This is a genomic window from Nostoc sp., assembly GCF_036919895.1.
In the GTDB taxonomy this organism is placed as follows: Bacteria; Cyanobacteriota; Cyanobacteriia; order Cyanobacteriales; family Nostocaceae; genus Nostoc.
Window position 1 is genome coordinate 146,910 of the sequence record NZ_JBALBW010000085.1, and the last position, 15,772, is coordinate 162,681.

The following is a 15,772-nucleotide window of genomic DNA, read 5'->3' on the forward strand; positions in this document are numbered from 1 at the left end:
AAGTGGAGAACGTTGTAGCAAACCTATTATGAAACTTCCTAACCCTGAATGTGCGATCGTTGAAATAGATAAAATCGCGGGTTACTGTCTCAACCCAGAACATCCAGAGGGAAAACACAAAGCCCGTGTATTTAAATCTGCACTAGACTTAAATTTAGATGATGCAGAAGAATTACAAGCGATCCTTTTACAAGCAGTAGCAAATTATGATGCTATCCCTGGTAAAAGAAATCCATACGGTCAAAAATATATTATTGATTTTCCCCTGAATCGTTTAGAGAAACAAGCAATTATTCAAAGCGTTTGGATAGTGCGTAATAATGAAGGCTTCCCCCGCCTAATCACCTGTTATGTAATCTAAGTAATGAGGTAATACCAATGAAATTATTAGATGTGGTTGCCCTAACTGAAAACTTACCAGAATTGGGATTGCATCGCGGTCAAGTAGGAACGATTGTAGAAGAATATGAATCTGGAGTTTTTGAAGTAGAATTCAGCGACTTAACAGGAAAAGCTTATGCCATAGAAACTTTAAATGCTAGCCAGCTAATGACTTTATATCATCAACCAATTGGTGGGAAAACATTATTGGTTTAACTCCTGCCCTACGAGCCTTTTCATGTCGGTTTATTTCAAGTAATTCGCGCCACCTTCGTTAAACACGCCACAGCCAGGGGTAAAAGTCCAGAAGAATTAGCTTTAGAAAGCTAATTCTCTACAGTAAAATCCTCAGATTTTTTATACAACAAAGGTTTTGTCAGTTCATAAAAAAATTATCTTTAGTACAGTAAGAATACTATTGGATAAAAAAGCTACTGCTATAGAGAATAGATACAGAAAACATTGAGGCGTTAGTAATGAGTACAAAAAATGATGACAATAATTTTGGAGAAGCAGCAGGATTTGCAGCAGGTGGTGCTGTGCTAGGAGGTGGTGCTGCGGCCACATTAGGGGGTATTGGTGTACTTGCTCCTGCCGCTGGTGTTGCGATTGGTATTGGGGCAGCTCCAGTTGTAGCAGCGGGTGCTGTTATAGGGTTGGCAGCTTATGGCATCAAAAAAGCGTTTAACTGGTAACTTTTAAAGCAGTATTTTTCACATAATAAAACCCTCAAAGACTAAGCACTCTGAGGGTTTTGTCGGTATTGGACTGTATAGGGAAAAGAAAATCAACAAACTTGTGTGAACATGAAAAATTTTCCTAAAGCCTGAGCTTGTTATTTTGTAATTGCTAACTCGCCGTTAATGACTTGGATAATAATCTTGCTCGAACCAAAAATTTCTACCAATTAAGCTGATAGTGCTTATCTTCAAAATCCTCAATCAGTTTTACCAAGAATTCCAACAAAGCATCTTCTTCAGGAGTTATATGAGAACGAGAAAGTAGTTCTTCAACAGTTTCTAAAAACTTCTCGTTTTCCTCTTCTGTCTTAATAATCCGAGGTTGATGTTGAGACAGTAGTTGGCTGTAAATATCTGAGTTAAAAGTTAGGGTCATTTTTCCAATAGCTAATTAGCCATCTCTCCCCTTTGCCAAAACTGTTTTAAAATCTCGCCAGGTTTACGATCCCAGGTGTCGATATGCTCGTATATCAAATTATCTTGATTTAGCTTATATGTTGAATAGCCATTAAAAAGCAAACCTGCTTTCCAAGGAACACGCAACACTCCCCGCACTGTCCACTTTGCTAAAATCGTGTCTTCGGCTGACTGAGATACTTCATGCACATCAAAGTAAATTTGGGTAAAAAATAGCCGAGCGTGGAATCGTAAAGTCCAAAATATAATGCGATAGTTAAATTTGTATTTGAATGTATTTACCGGGTCTTTAAAATAGATATCCTGTGTATAAATGTCATAAGAAATATCTTTTTCAAAAAGTGTTGGTAAATCCTGTTTGAGGATTTTAATTACTTCTTCCACTGAGAATTTAGATTCCACGCGCATTTTTCCTTAAAAAATCTTTTTTAACAACCTTTGCCAAGTAGAAGATGTCTTCTTGTTACTCATGCTACCCGCGCTCAAATCTGACAGAGTGGGAAATGATGCAGACTTAGCATAAGGGCCATTTCGCAAAACTTTAGCTAGGGTATTGTTATTTTCGCGCAAACCTTCGTGAAAAAAGAATACCTCTCCTTGAATGCCAAGTTGGCGATTGTATTCAATTGCCTGCACCAGATATTCTGGACTAATGCAATAACTGCCAAGCTTCATCAAAATTCCCGGTGCTAACCTGGGCAGTGTCGCATCAGTAAACTGCTGGTTTACTAGTTTATCAGCGATCGCACAATAACTCTTAAAGTCACGGCGATAAATCTGTGGCTGAATCATATCGACTATTCCCCGCTTCAGCCATGCGGGTGAGTCTTGCAGATATTCCCGAAATGCCCAATCATGGATATTAGGTGCGATCGCTACTAGCAAATTAGGATTCACCCCTTTCACCTCCCCGTAGAGACGCGCCATAAACTCAGTCAAAATATCTGCACGCCACTGTAACCATTGCCTATCCTTGGGATTCTGTGGTGGATTGCGATCGAATTCCTGGCGATAGCGGGTGACAGTTCCCACATCATAGCCACCTTCACAGGGGAATGCAGGGAAGCGATCGTCTCCTTGAACACCATCCACATCATAATTCTTTACAACTTCCAGCAGCAAGCTCAACAAGAATTCTTGCACCTTTGAGTCGAGTGCATTCAACCACTCAAAGCCGTTTTTCTTCAGTAAGTTACCATTACAATCACGCGCAGCCCATTCCGGTTTTTTCTGTAAAAGAATACCACCATTCAAATTGTAAGAACTGGCAAAACCGTATTCAAACCAAGGAATGACTTTCAACCCAACTCGCCGCGCCTCAACCACCACTTCTTCTAAAGGGTCACGACCTACAGACAGATGGTCAATTTCGACACCAAAAGTCTTCTGCATTGTTTGACTAGGATACATAGTTACTCCCTTGTTCCAAACAACAGGAAACACCACATTAAATCCTGTCTCAGCCAGGAAATCCATCGCCTCAGCAATGCGTTGCTTTGATCTGAGAACTTTACTATCAGTTGTGGTCAGCCAGACACCACGGGTTTCTACTATACTCATTAGTGTATTAAAAATTATATTATCCAACTTGATATAGGACTCATATTTGATTTTTGAAATACACGTGGGGGAGCCAGTCGTGTGGGCGGGTTTCCCGACTTGGGCGTTCGCTTTTAGCATCTCGTAGAGAGCATCACTGGCGTTGTGTTAGCCGCACTAAAAACCTTGGAATCGGGTGCGTTACGGCTTACGCCTAACACACCCTACATATACTTAGACTTTTTCATAAATCAAATATAAGTCGTGAAAATATCCGATTTCTCTCTCTGCGTTCTCTGCGCCTCTGCGGTTAATTTATTTTTATAGATGATTTGAGACTAGTATATATGGTTACTTATAAATATGAAACTCTGCTAATTTCTGACCAGCATCTATCCAAAGGATAATTGTAGTTCTAAAACTATCTCCTAGCAGATGTTTTGAAAAAACCTATCACACATAATGAATATCACCAACAAAAAACACAATACATGACTGTAATCGAACCGAGTTGGAAACACGAATATATAACTACCAATGGGGTCAAACTACATTATGTTACCCAAGGTGAAGGCCCCTTAATGTTGATGTTGCATGGGTTTCCTGAGTTTTGGTATTCTTGGCGGCATCAAATACCAGAATTTGCCCAAAATTTTAAAGTTGTCGCCATTGACTTACGGGGCTACAACGACAGTGATAAACCAAGCGAGCAATCCGCTTATGTAATGGATGAGTTTATCAAAGATGTGGAAGGAGTAATTAAAGGATTAGGATACCAAAAATGTATATTAGTCGGACATGATTGGGGAGGTGCGATCGCTTGGAGTTTTGCATACACTCACCCCGAAATGTTAGAGCAATTAATTATCCTTAATCTGCCTCATCCTGCCAAATTTGCCCAAGGCTTACGCACTCCCCAACAGTTGCAGCGTAGTTACTATATCTTCCTCTTTCAACTTCCCTGGATGCCAGAATTATTCTTACAATCTTCAGACTACCAAGCAATTGAAACAATTTTTAAAGGTACAGCAGTTAACAAGAGTGCTTTCACCAAAGCGGATATTGACGCTTATAAAGATGCTGCTGCAAAACGTGGTGCCCTCACAGCAATGTTGAACTATTACCGCAATATTTTTCAGCAGAGAATGCTAAATTCAAGTTGGGGCGTTCTGGAAGTGCCAACACTAATGATTTGGGGAGAAAATGACACCGCACTTGGCAAGGAACTAACCTACGATACCGCAGCTTATGTTCGGGACTTTCAAATCAAGTACATTCCTAATTCTGGCCATTGGGTACAGCAAGAACAGCCTGAACTGGTTAATCAGTATATACGAGAATTTATAAATATTTAAGCTAAATTTGCTAATTTGCGATCGAATCATTTAATCTAGTATAAATACTTATTAAGATAGCCAACTTATGGCGAGTACTGCAAGCTCTGAAAAAGATTTAACAGAGATTTAACACTATCAGCTTTTTCGGATTTATCGGGTAAAAATAGACTATAAACAGGATATATGGCATTTTTTATCTCACGATTGTAGCTGTTTCACATCGTAACCAACTTGTTAGTACATAGATAGATTGACCTTACGAAGTTTAGTGAGATAATAGAGTTGTGAGGGACAGAACGGACGCAACTTGATTATTAAGGGGGAAAATATATGAAACTCCAGCTATTAGCGGCCATGGCCTTAGCAACTCCCCTATTTTTCGCTAGCTCGGTTAGAGCCGAAAATCAGCAGGATTTACAAAAGCTGCTTTCAACTGGGGAATGCATCCAGTGTAACTTATCGGGAGCTAACCTCAGTGGCGCTCATTTAATTGGTGCTGACTTGAGAGGCTCGAAACTCCAAGGAGCAAACCTCGTAGGGGCTAACCTCGAAGGTGCTGACTTAACAGGTGCTAACTTGGCAGGTGCTAACTTAACATCAGCTTATGTAAGCAATGTGAATTTGAAGCAAACCAATCTCAACGGAGTAAATTTTACTCGCGCCACGATTCACGATTCTAATGTGTATAAAGCATCAATGAACGATCTAAATCTCACGGATGCCGAAGTATTTAACACTGGAATTGGGATTGGGGGAGAAGATGCCGAGATTCCCGATTGGAAATAGGCTGAACTAAGTAGGCAGGTTAAAAAAACACAACATCAGAGAAACTGGTTGTTTGCCAGTATTATCTTTAAAATCTGCCTATAAAAGAATAAAAAATGAACCCCCTCTGTTTTGTAATCACTTTACTATGACGCAAGCAGAGGGGGTTTCTTATTAGGATTGAGTCGGTATCCAGACGAAAAAATCACAAATAGTAACAATCAGTCAATCTGGTTCAGTTAGTGATTAGGGACGTTGCATTGCAACATCTCTGTGGAGACGTTGTTTAATTTACAGCAGCACTGACTAAACCATTGTGCCTGAGTAAAGCGATCGTACTTGGTTCACGACCCCGGAAAGTTTTAAACACCTCCATTGGATGCTGACCACCACCAAGCGCCAGCACCGTATCCCGATAACGCCGACCTGTAGCTTTTATAGCCTCTTCATCTTCTAGCCCAGCTTCTTCAAAAGCGGCAAAAGCATCAGCGCTCAGTACCTCAGCCCACTTGTAACTGTAGTAACCCGCCGCATAACCACCCTCAAAAATATGTCCAAAAGCACATAAAATAGCATCTTCTGGAAGTGGCTGTAAAACGGTAGTAGTCTTGGCTATGCGATGGCGCACATCTGATGGAGTTTCATTACTACCAGGGTGATAGCGGTTGTGTAGTTCTAAATCAAGACTGCTCAGGTGAATCTGCCGCAACATGGCAGTACCACTCATATAATTATGCGCCGCTAGCAGCTTTTGATAATAATGCTCCGGTAGGGCTTCACCAGTTTTGTAATGCTTCGCCATACCAAACAAAGTGGGTCGCTCATAGCACCAGTTTTCCATAAACTGACTAGGTAGCTCTACTGCATCCCACTCCACATTATTGATGCCTGCGGCTCCGGGATAGTCAACCTTAGTAAGCAAATGGTGCAGTCCATGACCAAATTCGTGGAACAAAGTCTCTACTTCATAGAAGGTCATTAAACTAGGTTTACCATCTACGGGAGGACTTTGATTACACACCAAATAGGCTATTGGTAAGCGGATGTCAGTGAGACCATTTTCAGTGATTTTGCCCCGATTGATGCACACATCCATCCAAGCACCACCGCGTTTTTCTGCTGGACGGCTGTAGGGATCTAAGTAGAAATAGGCTATGGGAGAACCAGTTTCATCAGCAATTTGAAAATAACGGACATCCTCATGCCAGACTGGGGCTTGACCATCAGCAGGAGTCACAGTAACACCAAACAGCCGCTTGACTAGTCCAAATAAACCGTCTAATACTTGGGGAAGCGGAAAGTAGGGACGCAATTCTTCTGCGGTAAAGGCAAATTTTGCTTCTCGTTGGCGTTCTGCCCAAAAGGTGATATCCCAGTGTTTTAAGTCTTCAGCTTCTGCTGCTCCCTGTGCTGCTGCAAAAGCTTTGAGTTCTACCAAGTCTTTGACAGCAGCATCATAACTAGCACGGCGTAGTTCTTCTAATAGGGCGTTGACTGCCTCAACATTGGGAGCCATTTTACTAGCAAGGCTCAATTGAGCAAAACTTTTAAAGCCTAGTATATCTGCGAGTTCTTGACGCAACTTCAAAATACGCTCAATTAAGGGGTTGTTATCCAAATCGCCAGATGAAGCGCGGGTGATATGAGCTTTGTAGAGTTTTTCACGCAAATCTCGACGGGTGCTGTGCTGCATGAAAGGGCCATAGCTGGGAAAGTCTAAAGTAATCCGCCAGGGGCCATTTTCTGGTGTGGCGTTGCTTTCGCCGGCTGCACGAGCAACTTGGGCTGCTAGACTCACTAAGCTGGGTGGTAAACCGTCAATTTCTGCTTGTGTTGTTAGGGTTAAGCTGAAGGCTTTAGTGGCATCAAGTACATGGTTAGAAAATTTGGTAGAAAGTTCCGCTAACTCCATTTGTATAGCGTTGAAACGCTCTCTCGCCTCTCCTTCCAAGCCAACACCAGAAAGTTCTGCATCCCGGATGGCAGCTTCTACAATGCGCTGTTGGGCTAATTCTAAAGTTGCCCAATTATCGCTGGTACGGAGTGCTTTAAAAGCATTGTAGATAGGTTGGCTTTGACCGAGCTTATTGATAAATTGTACGACTAGTGGCTGTACTATTTCATGAGCTTCGCGCAGTTCCGGGCTATTTTTAACACCCATTAAATGATTCACCACCCCCCAACTCCAGGTAAGCCGTTCTGTAAGCTTTTCTAAGGGTTCTACTAAACCACTCCAAGTAGGTTGTACATTAGCCTCTAGGGTGGCAAGCTGCTGGTCAAGTTCTGCCAACAACTGATTAAAAGCTGGTACTACTCGTTCTGGTTTAATCTCTGCAAAGGGAGGTAAGCCAACGCCTTGGAGTAAGGGATTTTCGGAAATAATGGTACTTGCACTCATAGTTTTGTGTGAACTGCGAACTAATAAAAATCAATAATGATTTTTATTTATATATCTTCTAATGTAGCGATCGCTGCACTAAATAATCTTGCCATTCTGAACAAAAAGGCAAAAAAAGCGAGAATTAATCATAAATTTATCCTAATACAGCTATTTTGTTTCGATTGTGAACAATATCTGACAGGGTGACATCAAGTTGAGTTCATGCGATCGCTTAAAGACATCATCATGTACTATGTCAAACAGGTAGCTCGGCCGTCAGTCAGCATGGGCGTTGCCCTGAAAGTACGGTTTCAGTTCAAGAATCTTACGCTTTCAAGCCGTGGGAGTGTCTAATTAACTGAGTGCGATCGAGCGTCCTTACTGAACCGAGAAAGGAGGCTCTACTTTTATGATTTTATTTGGCAACTCATCTTTTTACTCGTAAAATCGAAGACAAGATCAAGGTCAGTAGAAAAAGAGTCCCTAAATTAATGAATACGTTAATCAGTCAGGGTGGAAGAGTTATCCCCAAACCTCAGATGCTAGATCGGATAAATGATATTGGTTGGCAAGCTCACCAAGGTAGCGTTGCTGCGATTATTCAGCTATTGAATGAAAAGCTAGCTAAGTCTGGTGTCAGAACTAGAGCCATTTTTTCTGATGGTGTCTTACAACTTCTGTGCGAAGCGGCTAGGATAGAGCAACTTGAGCAATCCCCTCTCGTAGAACAAATCCAGCAAATTCTTGAGTCTATCGCCCCGCGCCACATTCGCCGGGTCAATATCAATGGTCGGATTGTTCGGGAACAACAATTACTGTGGTTAAAAGAAATAGATAGCGATCGCGACAACCAATTGCTTTGGTCGCAGGAAATCGCCTTAATTCAGCCCAATATTGTAAAGCAACTAATTAAAGATTTCACAGACGCTCAAGCTGAACTAGGAAAACCAAATTTTCCTAAAACCCCAATCTCTCGTCCTTTGGTACTTATTAACAAAGAGAAACACAATAATAAACCTAAAACCAAGGTATTAGCAGCAGTTGGTTTATGCTCACTGTTGTTGCTTAGTTGGATTGTTTATGCCCAGTTAGGGAATAAACTGAAAAACCTAATGCAACTAGGAACTTCCAAATCTTTAACTACAGAAAATACTAGCCAGAGAAAAGCCCAAATACCATCTCGTGTTCTTAACAATAGCTTTGATGAACCATCTGACGATCCATTTGCAATATCTGTGCGAATTGCAAATCTTGCTTCTACATCTGGTAAAACAGCCACAACCTCAACTCAGTGGCTAGAGATCGCTGCTCAGTGGCAACGGGCTTCAGATTTAATGAGTAAGGTGCCACAAAATCACAGCCGTTATCAGGAAGCTAAAATTCGGACTCAACTATATAAGAAATACAGTGAAGCGGCGCAGAAAGAAGCCGATAAGAGTAAATCTTAGTTTTTTCTTATTACTGGAGTTTAGACTAAGGCATACAAAATGACTCAGCAGGGCTGAGTTAATCAGAGACGTAGCAAAAGTATGAGTAATCTTAGGTATTAAACAGCAACAGATGCTTCTTTACGTGGCCGTGTTCCTGTTTTTTAACAATTTTGTATCGGTTTTTACAGTCAAAACAATTTTGCTAATTATCATGAAAAAAAATTGCAACCTGTATAACGCTCTTCTATGACTCTGAAGAGAGAATAATCCAAGCGATTAGAAATCGCGGCTACACAAACAAAGTCCGCCTACGCGGACTAACGCCAAAATAGGGTTTCAAATTTAATCTGACGAGAGTAATAAAAGAGCGATAATTAACGATGTTGCTCATAATCATCATCGAAAGAGAGCGCAATGATTGCCCTACCGGGAGTTGCCATTCAAAGCAAAATCTATGAGAGTTCGGCATCTTTGGTGTATCGGGGCATAAGGGTACAAGATAATTTGGCGATCGCCGCAAAAATCCTCAAACAAGATTATCCCTCTCCCCAGGAACTCACCCGCTACAGACAGGAATATAAAATTACTCGTTTCCTCAACTTGGAAGGAGTTATCAAGGCATACAGCCAGCAGGACTATCAACGCACTCTGGTGATTATCTTAGAAGACTTTGGCGGAGAGTCTCTAGAGCAATGGATGCACAAGCGCCCAGATATCTTTTGCCCCATGCCCTTGTCCACTTTTCTAGGTCTTGCGATCGCCCTCACAGACATTCTTGGTAGAATCCATACAGCTAGTGTCATTCATAAAGATATCAATCCGGGAAACATTGTTCTCAATCCAGATACTGGCGTTGTCAAAATCATTGACTTCGGGATTGCTACCCAATTTAATCGCACGAATCCGACTTTCAAAAGTCCTTATGTGTTAGAAGGCATGCTTGCCTACTTATCTCCAGAGCAAACAGGGCGCATGAACCGTTTGCTTGATTACCGCACCGATTTTTACTCACTTGGTGTAACTTTCTACGAACTTCTAACTGTGCGTTCGCCGTTTCCCACAGTGGATATGCTTGAGCTAGTCCATTGTCATATTGCTAAAGCGCCTGTTCCACCTCACCAACTGAATGCAGCGATTCCCAAACCAGTTTCAGATATCATTGTCAAACTGATGGCGAAGAATGCAGAGGATCGCTATCAAAGTACTTGGGGAATCAAAGCAGATTTAGAAGTTTGTGCTGACTATTTAAAAGAAATCGGTCAAATTGATAGTATTCAATTAGGTCTGCAAGATGTTTGCGATCAGTTTCAAATTCCCCAAAACTCTACGGAAGAGACAATGAAGTTGCCATGTTATTGGCGGCTTTTGACCGCGTGACTTCTTCACAAAACTATACACAAAAAACTGCACAACAGGAACAAAAGGACAACCGAACCTTCAAAGTCGAAATGATGCTGGTTTCTGGCTATGCTGGAATTGGGAAATCAGCGTTAGTGCAGGAACTCTATAAACCAATCACCCAAAAGCGCGGCTATTTTATTTGGGGTAAATTCGATCAATTTCAGCGCAATATTCCTTACAGTGCGATCGCAGATGCTTTGCAAAAATTGGTAAGACAAATACTCTGTGAATCAGACGAGCAAGTGCAACAATGGCGATCGCGTCTGCTTGCAGCTTTAGGAAACAATGGACAAATCATTATTGATGTCATCCCAGAAGTTGAGTTAATTATTGGCAAGCAGCCACCTGCACCGGAGGTTGGCGCAACTGAAGCTCAAAATCGCTTCAATCGGATTTTTCAATCGTTTGTGCGGGTGTTTTGTTCAGAGTCACATCCCCTAGTTATTTTTCTAGATGATTTGCAGTGGATAGACTCAGCAACGCTGAAGTTCATCGAGTTGAGCCACTTGTGAAGGTAATTTTGTCAATGAGCCATACATTCAACACAACCAAACTCAATCGATTTTCTGTTTGCCACTGCTGAACCAAGGTAAGCTCGTGGGCGTATTGTATCTAGAAAATCAATTAGCAACTGGAGCATTTACACCAGAGCGATCGCAAGTTTTGCATCTCCTATCTACCCAAGCAGCGATCGCCATTGAAAATGCCAAACTCTACTCGAAGTTACGAGAGAGCGAAAGTCAGATGGCTCAATTCCTGGAAGCAGTTCCCGTAGGAATTGGAGTTGTGGATACACTTGGTCGCCCTTGCTACGCCAATCAACAGGCAATTCAACTATTGGGCAAAGGGATTATTCGTGGTGCGACACCAGAGCAACTTGCAGAAATTTATCAACTTTATCTGGCGGGAACAGATCGACCATATCCCATTGAGAACTTGCCAGTGATGCGGGCGTTGAAAGGCGATCGCACAAGAATTGACGATTTAGAAATTCGCCAAAACAATGTAACCATCCCGGTTGAAGGTTGGGGGACACCCATCTTTGACGAACAGGGCAAGGTGATTTATGCGATCGCAGCTTTTCAAGACATCACCGAGCGCAAACAAGCAGAGCAACTGTTAGCCAATTACAACCGCACCTTAGAACAACAGGTAGTAGAACGAACAGCAGCTTTACAGCAAAGCGAAGCCACACTGCGCCAGCGAGAACAGGAGTTACGTCTGATTACCGACGCTCTCCCCGCTTGTATCTGTTATGTAGATACAGATCGGCGCTATCGATTTGCCAACCGAACTTATGAGGACTGGTATGGCTGTAGTCGAGATAAGATTTTGGGTAAGCAGGTTCGTGAAGTCATGAGTGAGGCAGCTTATCAAATTATTGAACCATACATCAATTTTTGAAACTTTTCAGAGCAGTATACAAATTACTTATGTATTCAGTAGTATATAGCACTTTAATTTACGTAACTGTGATTAGCGCTTGCTCTTTGGGAAAAACTTTTTGGTTTACTGATAAAAACTGCTGTAATTTTGGAGGGATGCACAACGATCGCTGCTTCTGATTTGAACACAGTACTTTGCTCCTGGTTGTAAGATATCTGCACTTGCTGCCTCACAACTTTGAAAACAGCATATTTAACCCTTCGGTCATCGTGGGATGAGTCAATACGCCATCTCGCAAAACAGTGTAGGGCATTTGAGCTTGCATCACCATCTGCACCGTCGAAATGATTTCACCCGCTGTATGACAGAAGAGGGAACAACCAAGAATATATCCTGTCTCGGTATCCACGATCGCCTTCAGCAGTCCATCGGTTTGACCGAGTGTTTTCGCTCTAGGAACGGCTGACGCATCAACCTTCGCCACGCGGATGGCATATCCTTGTTGCTGTGCTTCAGTTTCAGTCAAACCCACATGAGCCAGTTCTGGATCGATGAACAGACAGGATGGCACTAAGCGATCGCCTGTATTGCGATCGCCCCCATCAATTAAATTAGCTTTTATAATGCGATAATCGTCGAGCGATATATGGGTATATTGCGGCCCGCCATTGATATCGCCTAACGCCCAAATTCCGGGTACATTTGTCTCCAAGCGATCGTTGACTTGAATAAATCCCCGTATATCAGTTGCCACACCAGCAGCAGCTAAATTTAAGCTTTCGGTGTTGGGCGCACGACCAACAGCTACGAGTAAATGCGACCCCTGGAGGCTGAGGGAGCGATCGCCAGCTTGGATTTGCAGGATGGTTTCATTACCAGTGCGATCGACTCTCAGCACCTTCGCGTTTAACAAGAATTCAATGCCGTCTCGTTCCAGTAGCTTTTGTACCGCGATCGCTATATCTGGATCTTGCTGTGACAGAATTTGCTCACTTTGCCCAATGACAGTAACGCGAGAGCCAAAGCGGCGAAACATCTGGGCAAACTCTAAACCAATATAACCACTACCGAGAACGATCAGGTGTTCAGGTAGGTATTCTAGCTCCATAATCGACTCACTGGTTAAAAACTCAACTTCAGTGAGTCCGGGAATGGGTGGAATTAACGGTCGTGTGCCTGTATTGATAAACAACCGTTCGGCGGTGAGTAAGCGATTGTTACCCTCAGTCGTCGTTACTGCGATCGTTTTGGGAGCAACAAACTTTGCTTCGCCAATAATCAAGTTGTTATCCAGAGCCGTTTCTAAATTGTGCAAGTTCATTTCACGCGCAGATTGCACAACCGATCGTTTTCGTTGGATCACCTCTGCTAAATTAACGGTGGGTGTGTTGCTTTGAACCCCATAAGCGGCACTGTTTCGTACTGTGTTTGCTACATTCGCACTCGCCACCATAGTTTTAGTAGGAATGCAGGCGATATTGATGCACCCGCCACCAATCATGTTTAAACTGCGTTCAACCAGAGCGGTTTTACGTCCGTCAGCAACCAGCGCTGGTGCAAGTGTTTTACCCGCTTTGCCGCCGCCGATAATAATGTCGTCATAGTGTTGAGTGTCCACTTTCATATCCTTTGAGTTTGTTGAAGAAGAAGTCAGAGCTTAGGAATCAGAATTCAGAATGGGCTAAACGCCCATTCTGTACGTCAATTTTTCCTACAAGTTTTCTGCATCAAGATACGGTTATTTTTATAAACCTCTAAAGTTCCAGATTGCGGGTTATCCAACGTGCCATCCCAAACCCAATATTCATAAATTCCATTCCGAAACTTATACACTCGAACACCTTCTGTTGCTTTGCTAGTTCCTTTGCCCAAACTTAAATTACCGTTGGGACTAGTTGCGCGATAGAGCAGCTCTCCGGAATTATACTTCTGCCAAATATTGATGTTGTAACCACCCTGGCATTTCGTACTCAAGACGATGCCAGCAGTAGAATCAGCAGAAGCAGGTAAGGAACAATTAGCTAATACACTAATTGGCAGAGCAAGGAATAATGCGGATATTTTGAGTAGTATTTTCATTGTTTTCAACACTCTTGAAAAACTAATTAAACCGAATTGGCGATATACCTAAAGTTTATCAGTACTGCGTTAAGTGCAAGTGCTATCCAATTCTTAAAGATTGAGGTTAGACAATCCGGGACGATGACCAAGTATCCAGTGGTATTTGCGATCGCGTTCGCGTAGCGTCTCGCAGAGAAGCGCAGATCGCCTCCCCGTTGTAAGATTGAATACTTCACTTCTGTTCAACGGTAATAATTTGCATCCGAGTTCCACACGCAAGGCTTTCATCTGGCGATCGCTGAAGATATTTGCTGTGAAACGATACCTGTGGTTTTAATTAAATCGGCTGCTTTTTCGCCGATCATAATAGTAGGTGCATTCGTATTTCCAGTGGTGACGGTTGGCATAATCGAGGCATCAACAACACGCAACCCCACAACCCCATGTACCCGCAGTTCCGGGTCTACAACTGCCATTGAATCGATACCCATTTTACAGGTGCCTACAGGATGCCACACAGTGCTGCAACCGTTTCGGATGTAAGTTTCGAGGGCTTCATCACTTTGAACATCCGCACCTGGAGCGATTTCCTGACTGGGGAACTCATCAAAAACACTGTTCTGAAACAATTGGCGGATTAGTTTAATTCCCTCAACCAGCTTCTGCACATCAGCTTGACTTTGCAGATAGTTCATCCGAAACATCGGTGTATCTTGAGGATCAAGGGAACGCAAACTGACACTACCAGTATTTTGGAGGCAGGTCAAAGAGACTGCACCCGTAAATCCCGAATCCGAGTGAGCATAACCAGGCGGTGCGAACAGAATAGGGCCAAAGAATAACTGTAAATCTGGTGCAACATCAAGATTACCCTGGCTGTGTAAAAACAATCCGGCTTCGATTCCATTACTGGTAATAGCAGGGTGTACATCTTGAGTAGTCTCATGAACTACAGTAACAAGAATATGGTCTTGGAGATTTTGACCGACACCTGGTAAATGAACGACCACAGGAATACCCAATGCTTGCAGGTATTCTGCATCACCAATGCCGGAAAGCATCAACAGCTTGGGCGAATCAAATGCGCCCGCACTTAAAATCACTTCGGAATTGACTCTCGCTTGGTGCCGCATTCCTTCATGCAGATATTCCACCCCAACAGTGCGGGTACCCTCAAACAGTAACCGAGTTACTAATGCACCTGTCATTGTGGTCAAATTGGGGCGCTGGAGAATGGGCATAAGGAATGCAGCCGCAGCACTATGCCGTTTACCATCTTTGACCGTCAACTGATAGTACCCTACACCTTCCTGTTGCTCGGCGTTGAAATCAGGATTGTGGTCATATCCCATTGCCACACATGCGTCTACAAATTTTTGGGATACGATCGCTCTTGAAACAATATCAGTGACGCTCAACTCTCCATTTATTCCGTGATATTCGGAGGCTCCACGTTGCTGGTTTTCAGATTTTTTGAAATAGGGCAATACATCCTGGTAACTCCAACCGGGATTCCCTAATGCCTGCCAGCGATCGTAATTGTCAGGATTGCCTCTGACATACATCATGAAATTAATCGAACTGCTGCCCCCCAAGACTTTCCCACGGGAACAAAACATTTTGCGATTATTGAGGTATGGTTCTGGTTCAGAGAAATAGCTCCAGTCCACCTCTGTTCCGAGTAGGCTGATGCATTTCGCTGGGATTTGAATCTCTGGTTTTGTATCTGGGTTGCCCGCTTCAAGTAATAACACGGTTGTTGTCATGTCTTCTGTCAGACGGTTGGCGACGACGCAGCCTGCCGAACCTGCACCAATCACAATGTAGTCATAGTGAGTCATATTTGCATTTTTGTTTTGTGAATCAGTTTTTTATGTCTTTCGCCTGTGCCAAGAGACTACTTTTATCGGTCGTAAAACAGCATTCCAAACAAAT

Annotated in this window: 15 protein-coding genes and 1 pseudogene; 8 read left to right on the forward strand and 8 right to left on the reverse strand. The window is 42.7% G+C overall.

Going from position 1 to position 15,772, the window contains the following annotated elements:
- The first annotated feature begins 28 nt into the window (after positions 1-28).
- From V7K55_RS17550 to V7K55_RS17560, 3 genes are all read left to right on the forward strand, one after another.
- Positions 29-361 (forward strand): DUF6883 domain-containing protein, encoded by a 333-nt coding sequence (locus tag V7K55_RS17550; RefSeq protein WP_334833487.1) that lies wholly within the window; start codon positions 29-31, stop codon positions 359-361.
- A gap of 17 nt (positions 362-378) precedes the next feature.
- Positions 379-597: a DUF4926 domain-containing protein gene (locus tag V7K55_RS17555; RefSeq protein WP_334833489.1), complete on the forward strand. Its 219-nt coding sequence runs from the start codon at positions 379-381 to the stop codon at positions 595-597.
- 260 nt (positions 598-857) lie between these two features.
- Positions 858-1,076: a hypothetical protein gene (locus V7K55_RS17560; RefSeq protein WP_251958846.1), complete on the forward strand. Its 219-nt coding sequence runs from the start codon at positions 858-860 to the stop codon at positions 1,074-1,076.
- Positions 1,077-1,281: 205 nt separating this feature from the next.
- On the opposite strand, the gene V7K55_RS17565 is transcribed toward V7K55_RS17560, so the two are convergent.
- From V7K55_RS17565 to V7K55_RS17575, 3 genes are read right to left on the reverse strand one after another with little or no spacing between them, the layout of a single operon-like run.
- Positions 1,282-1,497 (reverse strand): transcriptional regulator, encoded by a 216-nt coding sequence (locus tag V7K55_RS17565; protein ID WP_334833493.1) that lies wholly within the window; start codon positions 1,495-1,497, stop codon positions 1,282-1,284.
- An 11-nt stretch (positions 1,498-1,508) separates the two neighbouring features.
- Positions 1,509-1,946, reverse strand: a complete 438-nt coding sequence (locus V7K55_RS17570) for a DUF2358 domain-containing protein (protein WP_442949097.1) — start codon at positions 1,944-1,946, stop codon at positions 1,509-1,511.
- 6 nt (positions 1,947-1,952) lie between these two features.
- Positions 1,953-3,098, reverse strand: coding sequence for a glycoside hydrolase family 10 protein (locus V7K55_RS17575; protein WP_334833497.1), 1,146 nt, complete (start codon positions 3,096-3,098; stop codon positions 1,953-1,955).
- A 470-nt stretch (positions 3,099-3,568) separates the two neighbouring features.
- Between V7K55_RS17575 and V7K55_RS17580 the strand changes: the two genes are divergently transcribed.
- Complete coding sequence (locus V7K55_RS17580) at positions 3,569-4,432, forward strand: alpha/beta fold hydrolase (protein WP_334833499.1); 864 nt, start codon at positions 3,569-3,571, stop codon at positions 4,430-4,432.
- Positions 4,433-4,744: 312 nt separating this feature from the next.
- Positions 4,745-5,200 carry a pentapeptide repeat-containing protein gene (locus V7K55_RS17585; protein ID WP_334833501.1) on the forward strand — a complete coding sequence of 152 codons (456 nt, stop codon included), beginning with the start codon at positions 4,745-4,747 and terminating at the stop codon, positions 5,198-5,200.
- 265 nt (positions 5,201-5,465) lie between these two features.
- Here the strand turns inward: V7K55_RS17585 and V7K55_RS17590 are convergent, their stop codons facing one another.
- The gene (locus V7K55_RS17590) at positions 5,466-7,577 is read right to left on the reverse strand and encodes a M3 family metallopeptidase (RefSeq protein WP_334833503.1); all 2,112 of its coding nucleotides are present in this window, start codon (positions 7,575-7,577) and stop codon (positions 5,466-5,468) included.
- A gap of 473 nt (positions 7,578-8,050) precedes the next feature.
- Between V7K55_RS17590 and V7K55_RS17595 the strand changes: the two genes are divergently transcribed.
- The 3 genes and pseudogenes from V7K55_RS17595 (at position 8,051) to V7K55_RS27570 (ending at position 11,794) form a co-directional block, all read left to right on the forward strand.
- On the forward strand, positions 8,051-9,007 hold the full coding sequence (locus V7K55_RS17595; RefSeq protein WP_334833505.1) for a hypothetical protein: 957 nt from the start codon (positions 8,051-8,053) through the stop codon (positions 9,005-9,007).
- A gap of 396 nt (positions 9,008-9,403) precedes the next feature.
- A pseudogene (locus V7K55_RS27565) lies at positions 9,404-10,890 on the forward strand (ATP-binding protein); the annotation flags it as partial.
- Between the two features lie 70 nt (positions 10,891-10,960).
- Complete coding sequence (locus V7K55_RS27570; protein WP_442949098.1) at positions 10,961-11,794, forward strand: PAS domain-containing protein; 834 nt, start codon at positions 10,961-10,963, stop codon at positions 11,792-11,794.
- Between the two features lie 211 nt (positions 11,795-12,005).
- Here the strand turns inward: V7K55_RS27570 and V7K55_RS17605 are convergent, their stop codons facing one another.
- The 4 genes from V7K55_RS17605 to V7K55_RS17620 all read right to left on the reverse strand — a co-directional run bounded on the left by V7K55_RS17605 (position 12,006) and on the right by V7K55_RS17620 (position 15,678).
- The gene (locus tag V7K55_RS17605; protein WP_334833508.1) at positions 12,006-13,400 is read right to left on the reverse strand and encodes a mercuric reductase; all 1,395 of its coding nucleotides are present in this window, start codon (positions 13,398-13,400) and stop codon (positions 12,006-12,008) included.
- A gap of 77 nt (positions 13,401-13,477) precedes the next feature.
- The gene (locus V7K55_RS17610) at positions 13,478-13,855 is read right to left on the reverse strand and encodes a hypothetical protein (RefSeq protein WP_334833510.1); all 378 of its coding nucleotides are present in this window, start codon (positions 13,853-13,855) and stop codon (positions 13,478-13,480) included.
- 93 nt (positions 13,856-13,948) lie between these two features.
- Positions 13,949-14,125: a hypothetical protein gene (locus V7K55_RS17615; protein WP_334833513.1), complete on the reverse strand. Its 177-nt coding sequence runs from the start codon at positions 14,123-14,125 to the stop codon at positions 13,949-13,951.
- Positions 14,122-15,678, reverse strand: coding sequence for a GMC family oxidoreductase (locus V7K55_RS17620; protein WP_334833515.1), 1,557 nt, complete (start codon positions 15,676-15,678; stop codon positions 14,122-14,124). Before V7K55_RS17620 ends, V7K55_RS17615 begins: the two co-directional genes overlap by 4 nt.
- Between the last annotated feature and the right edge of the window lie 94 nt (positions 15,679-15,772).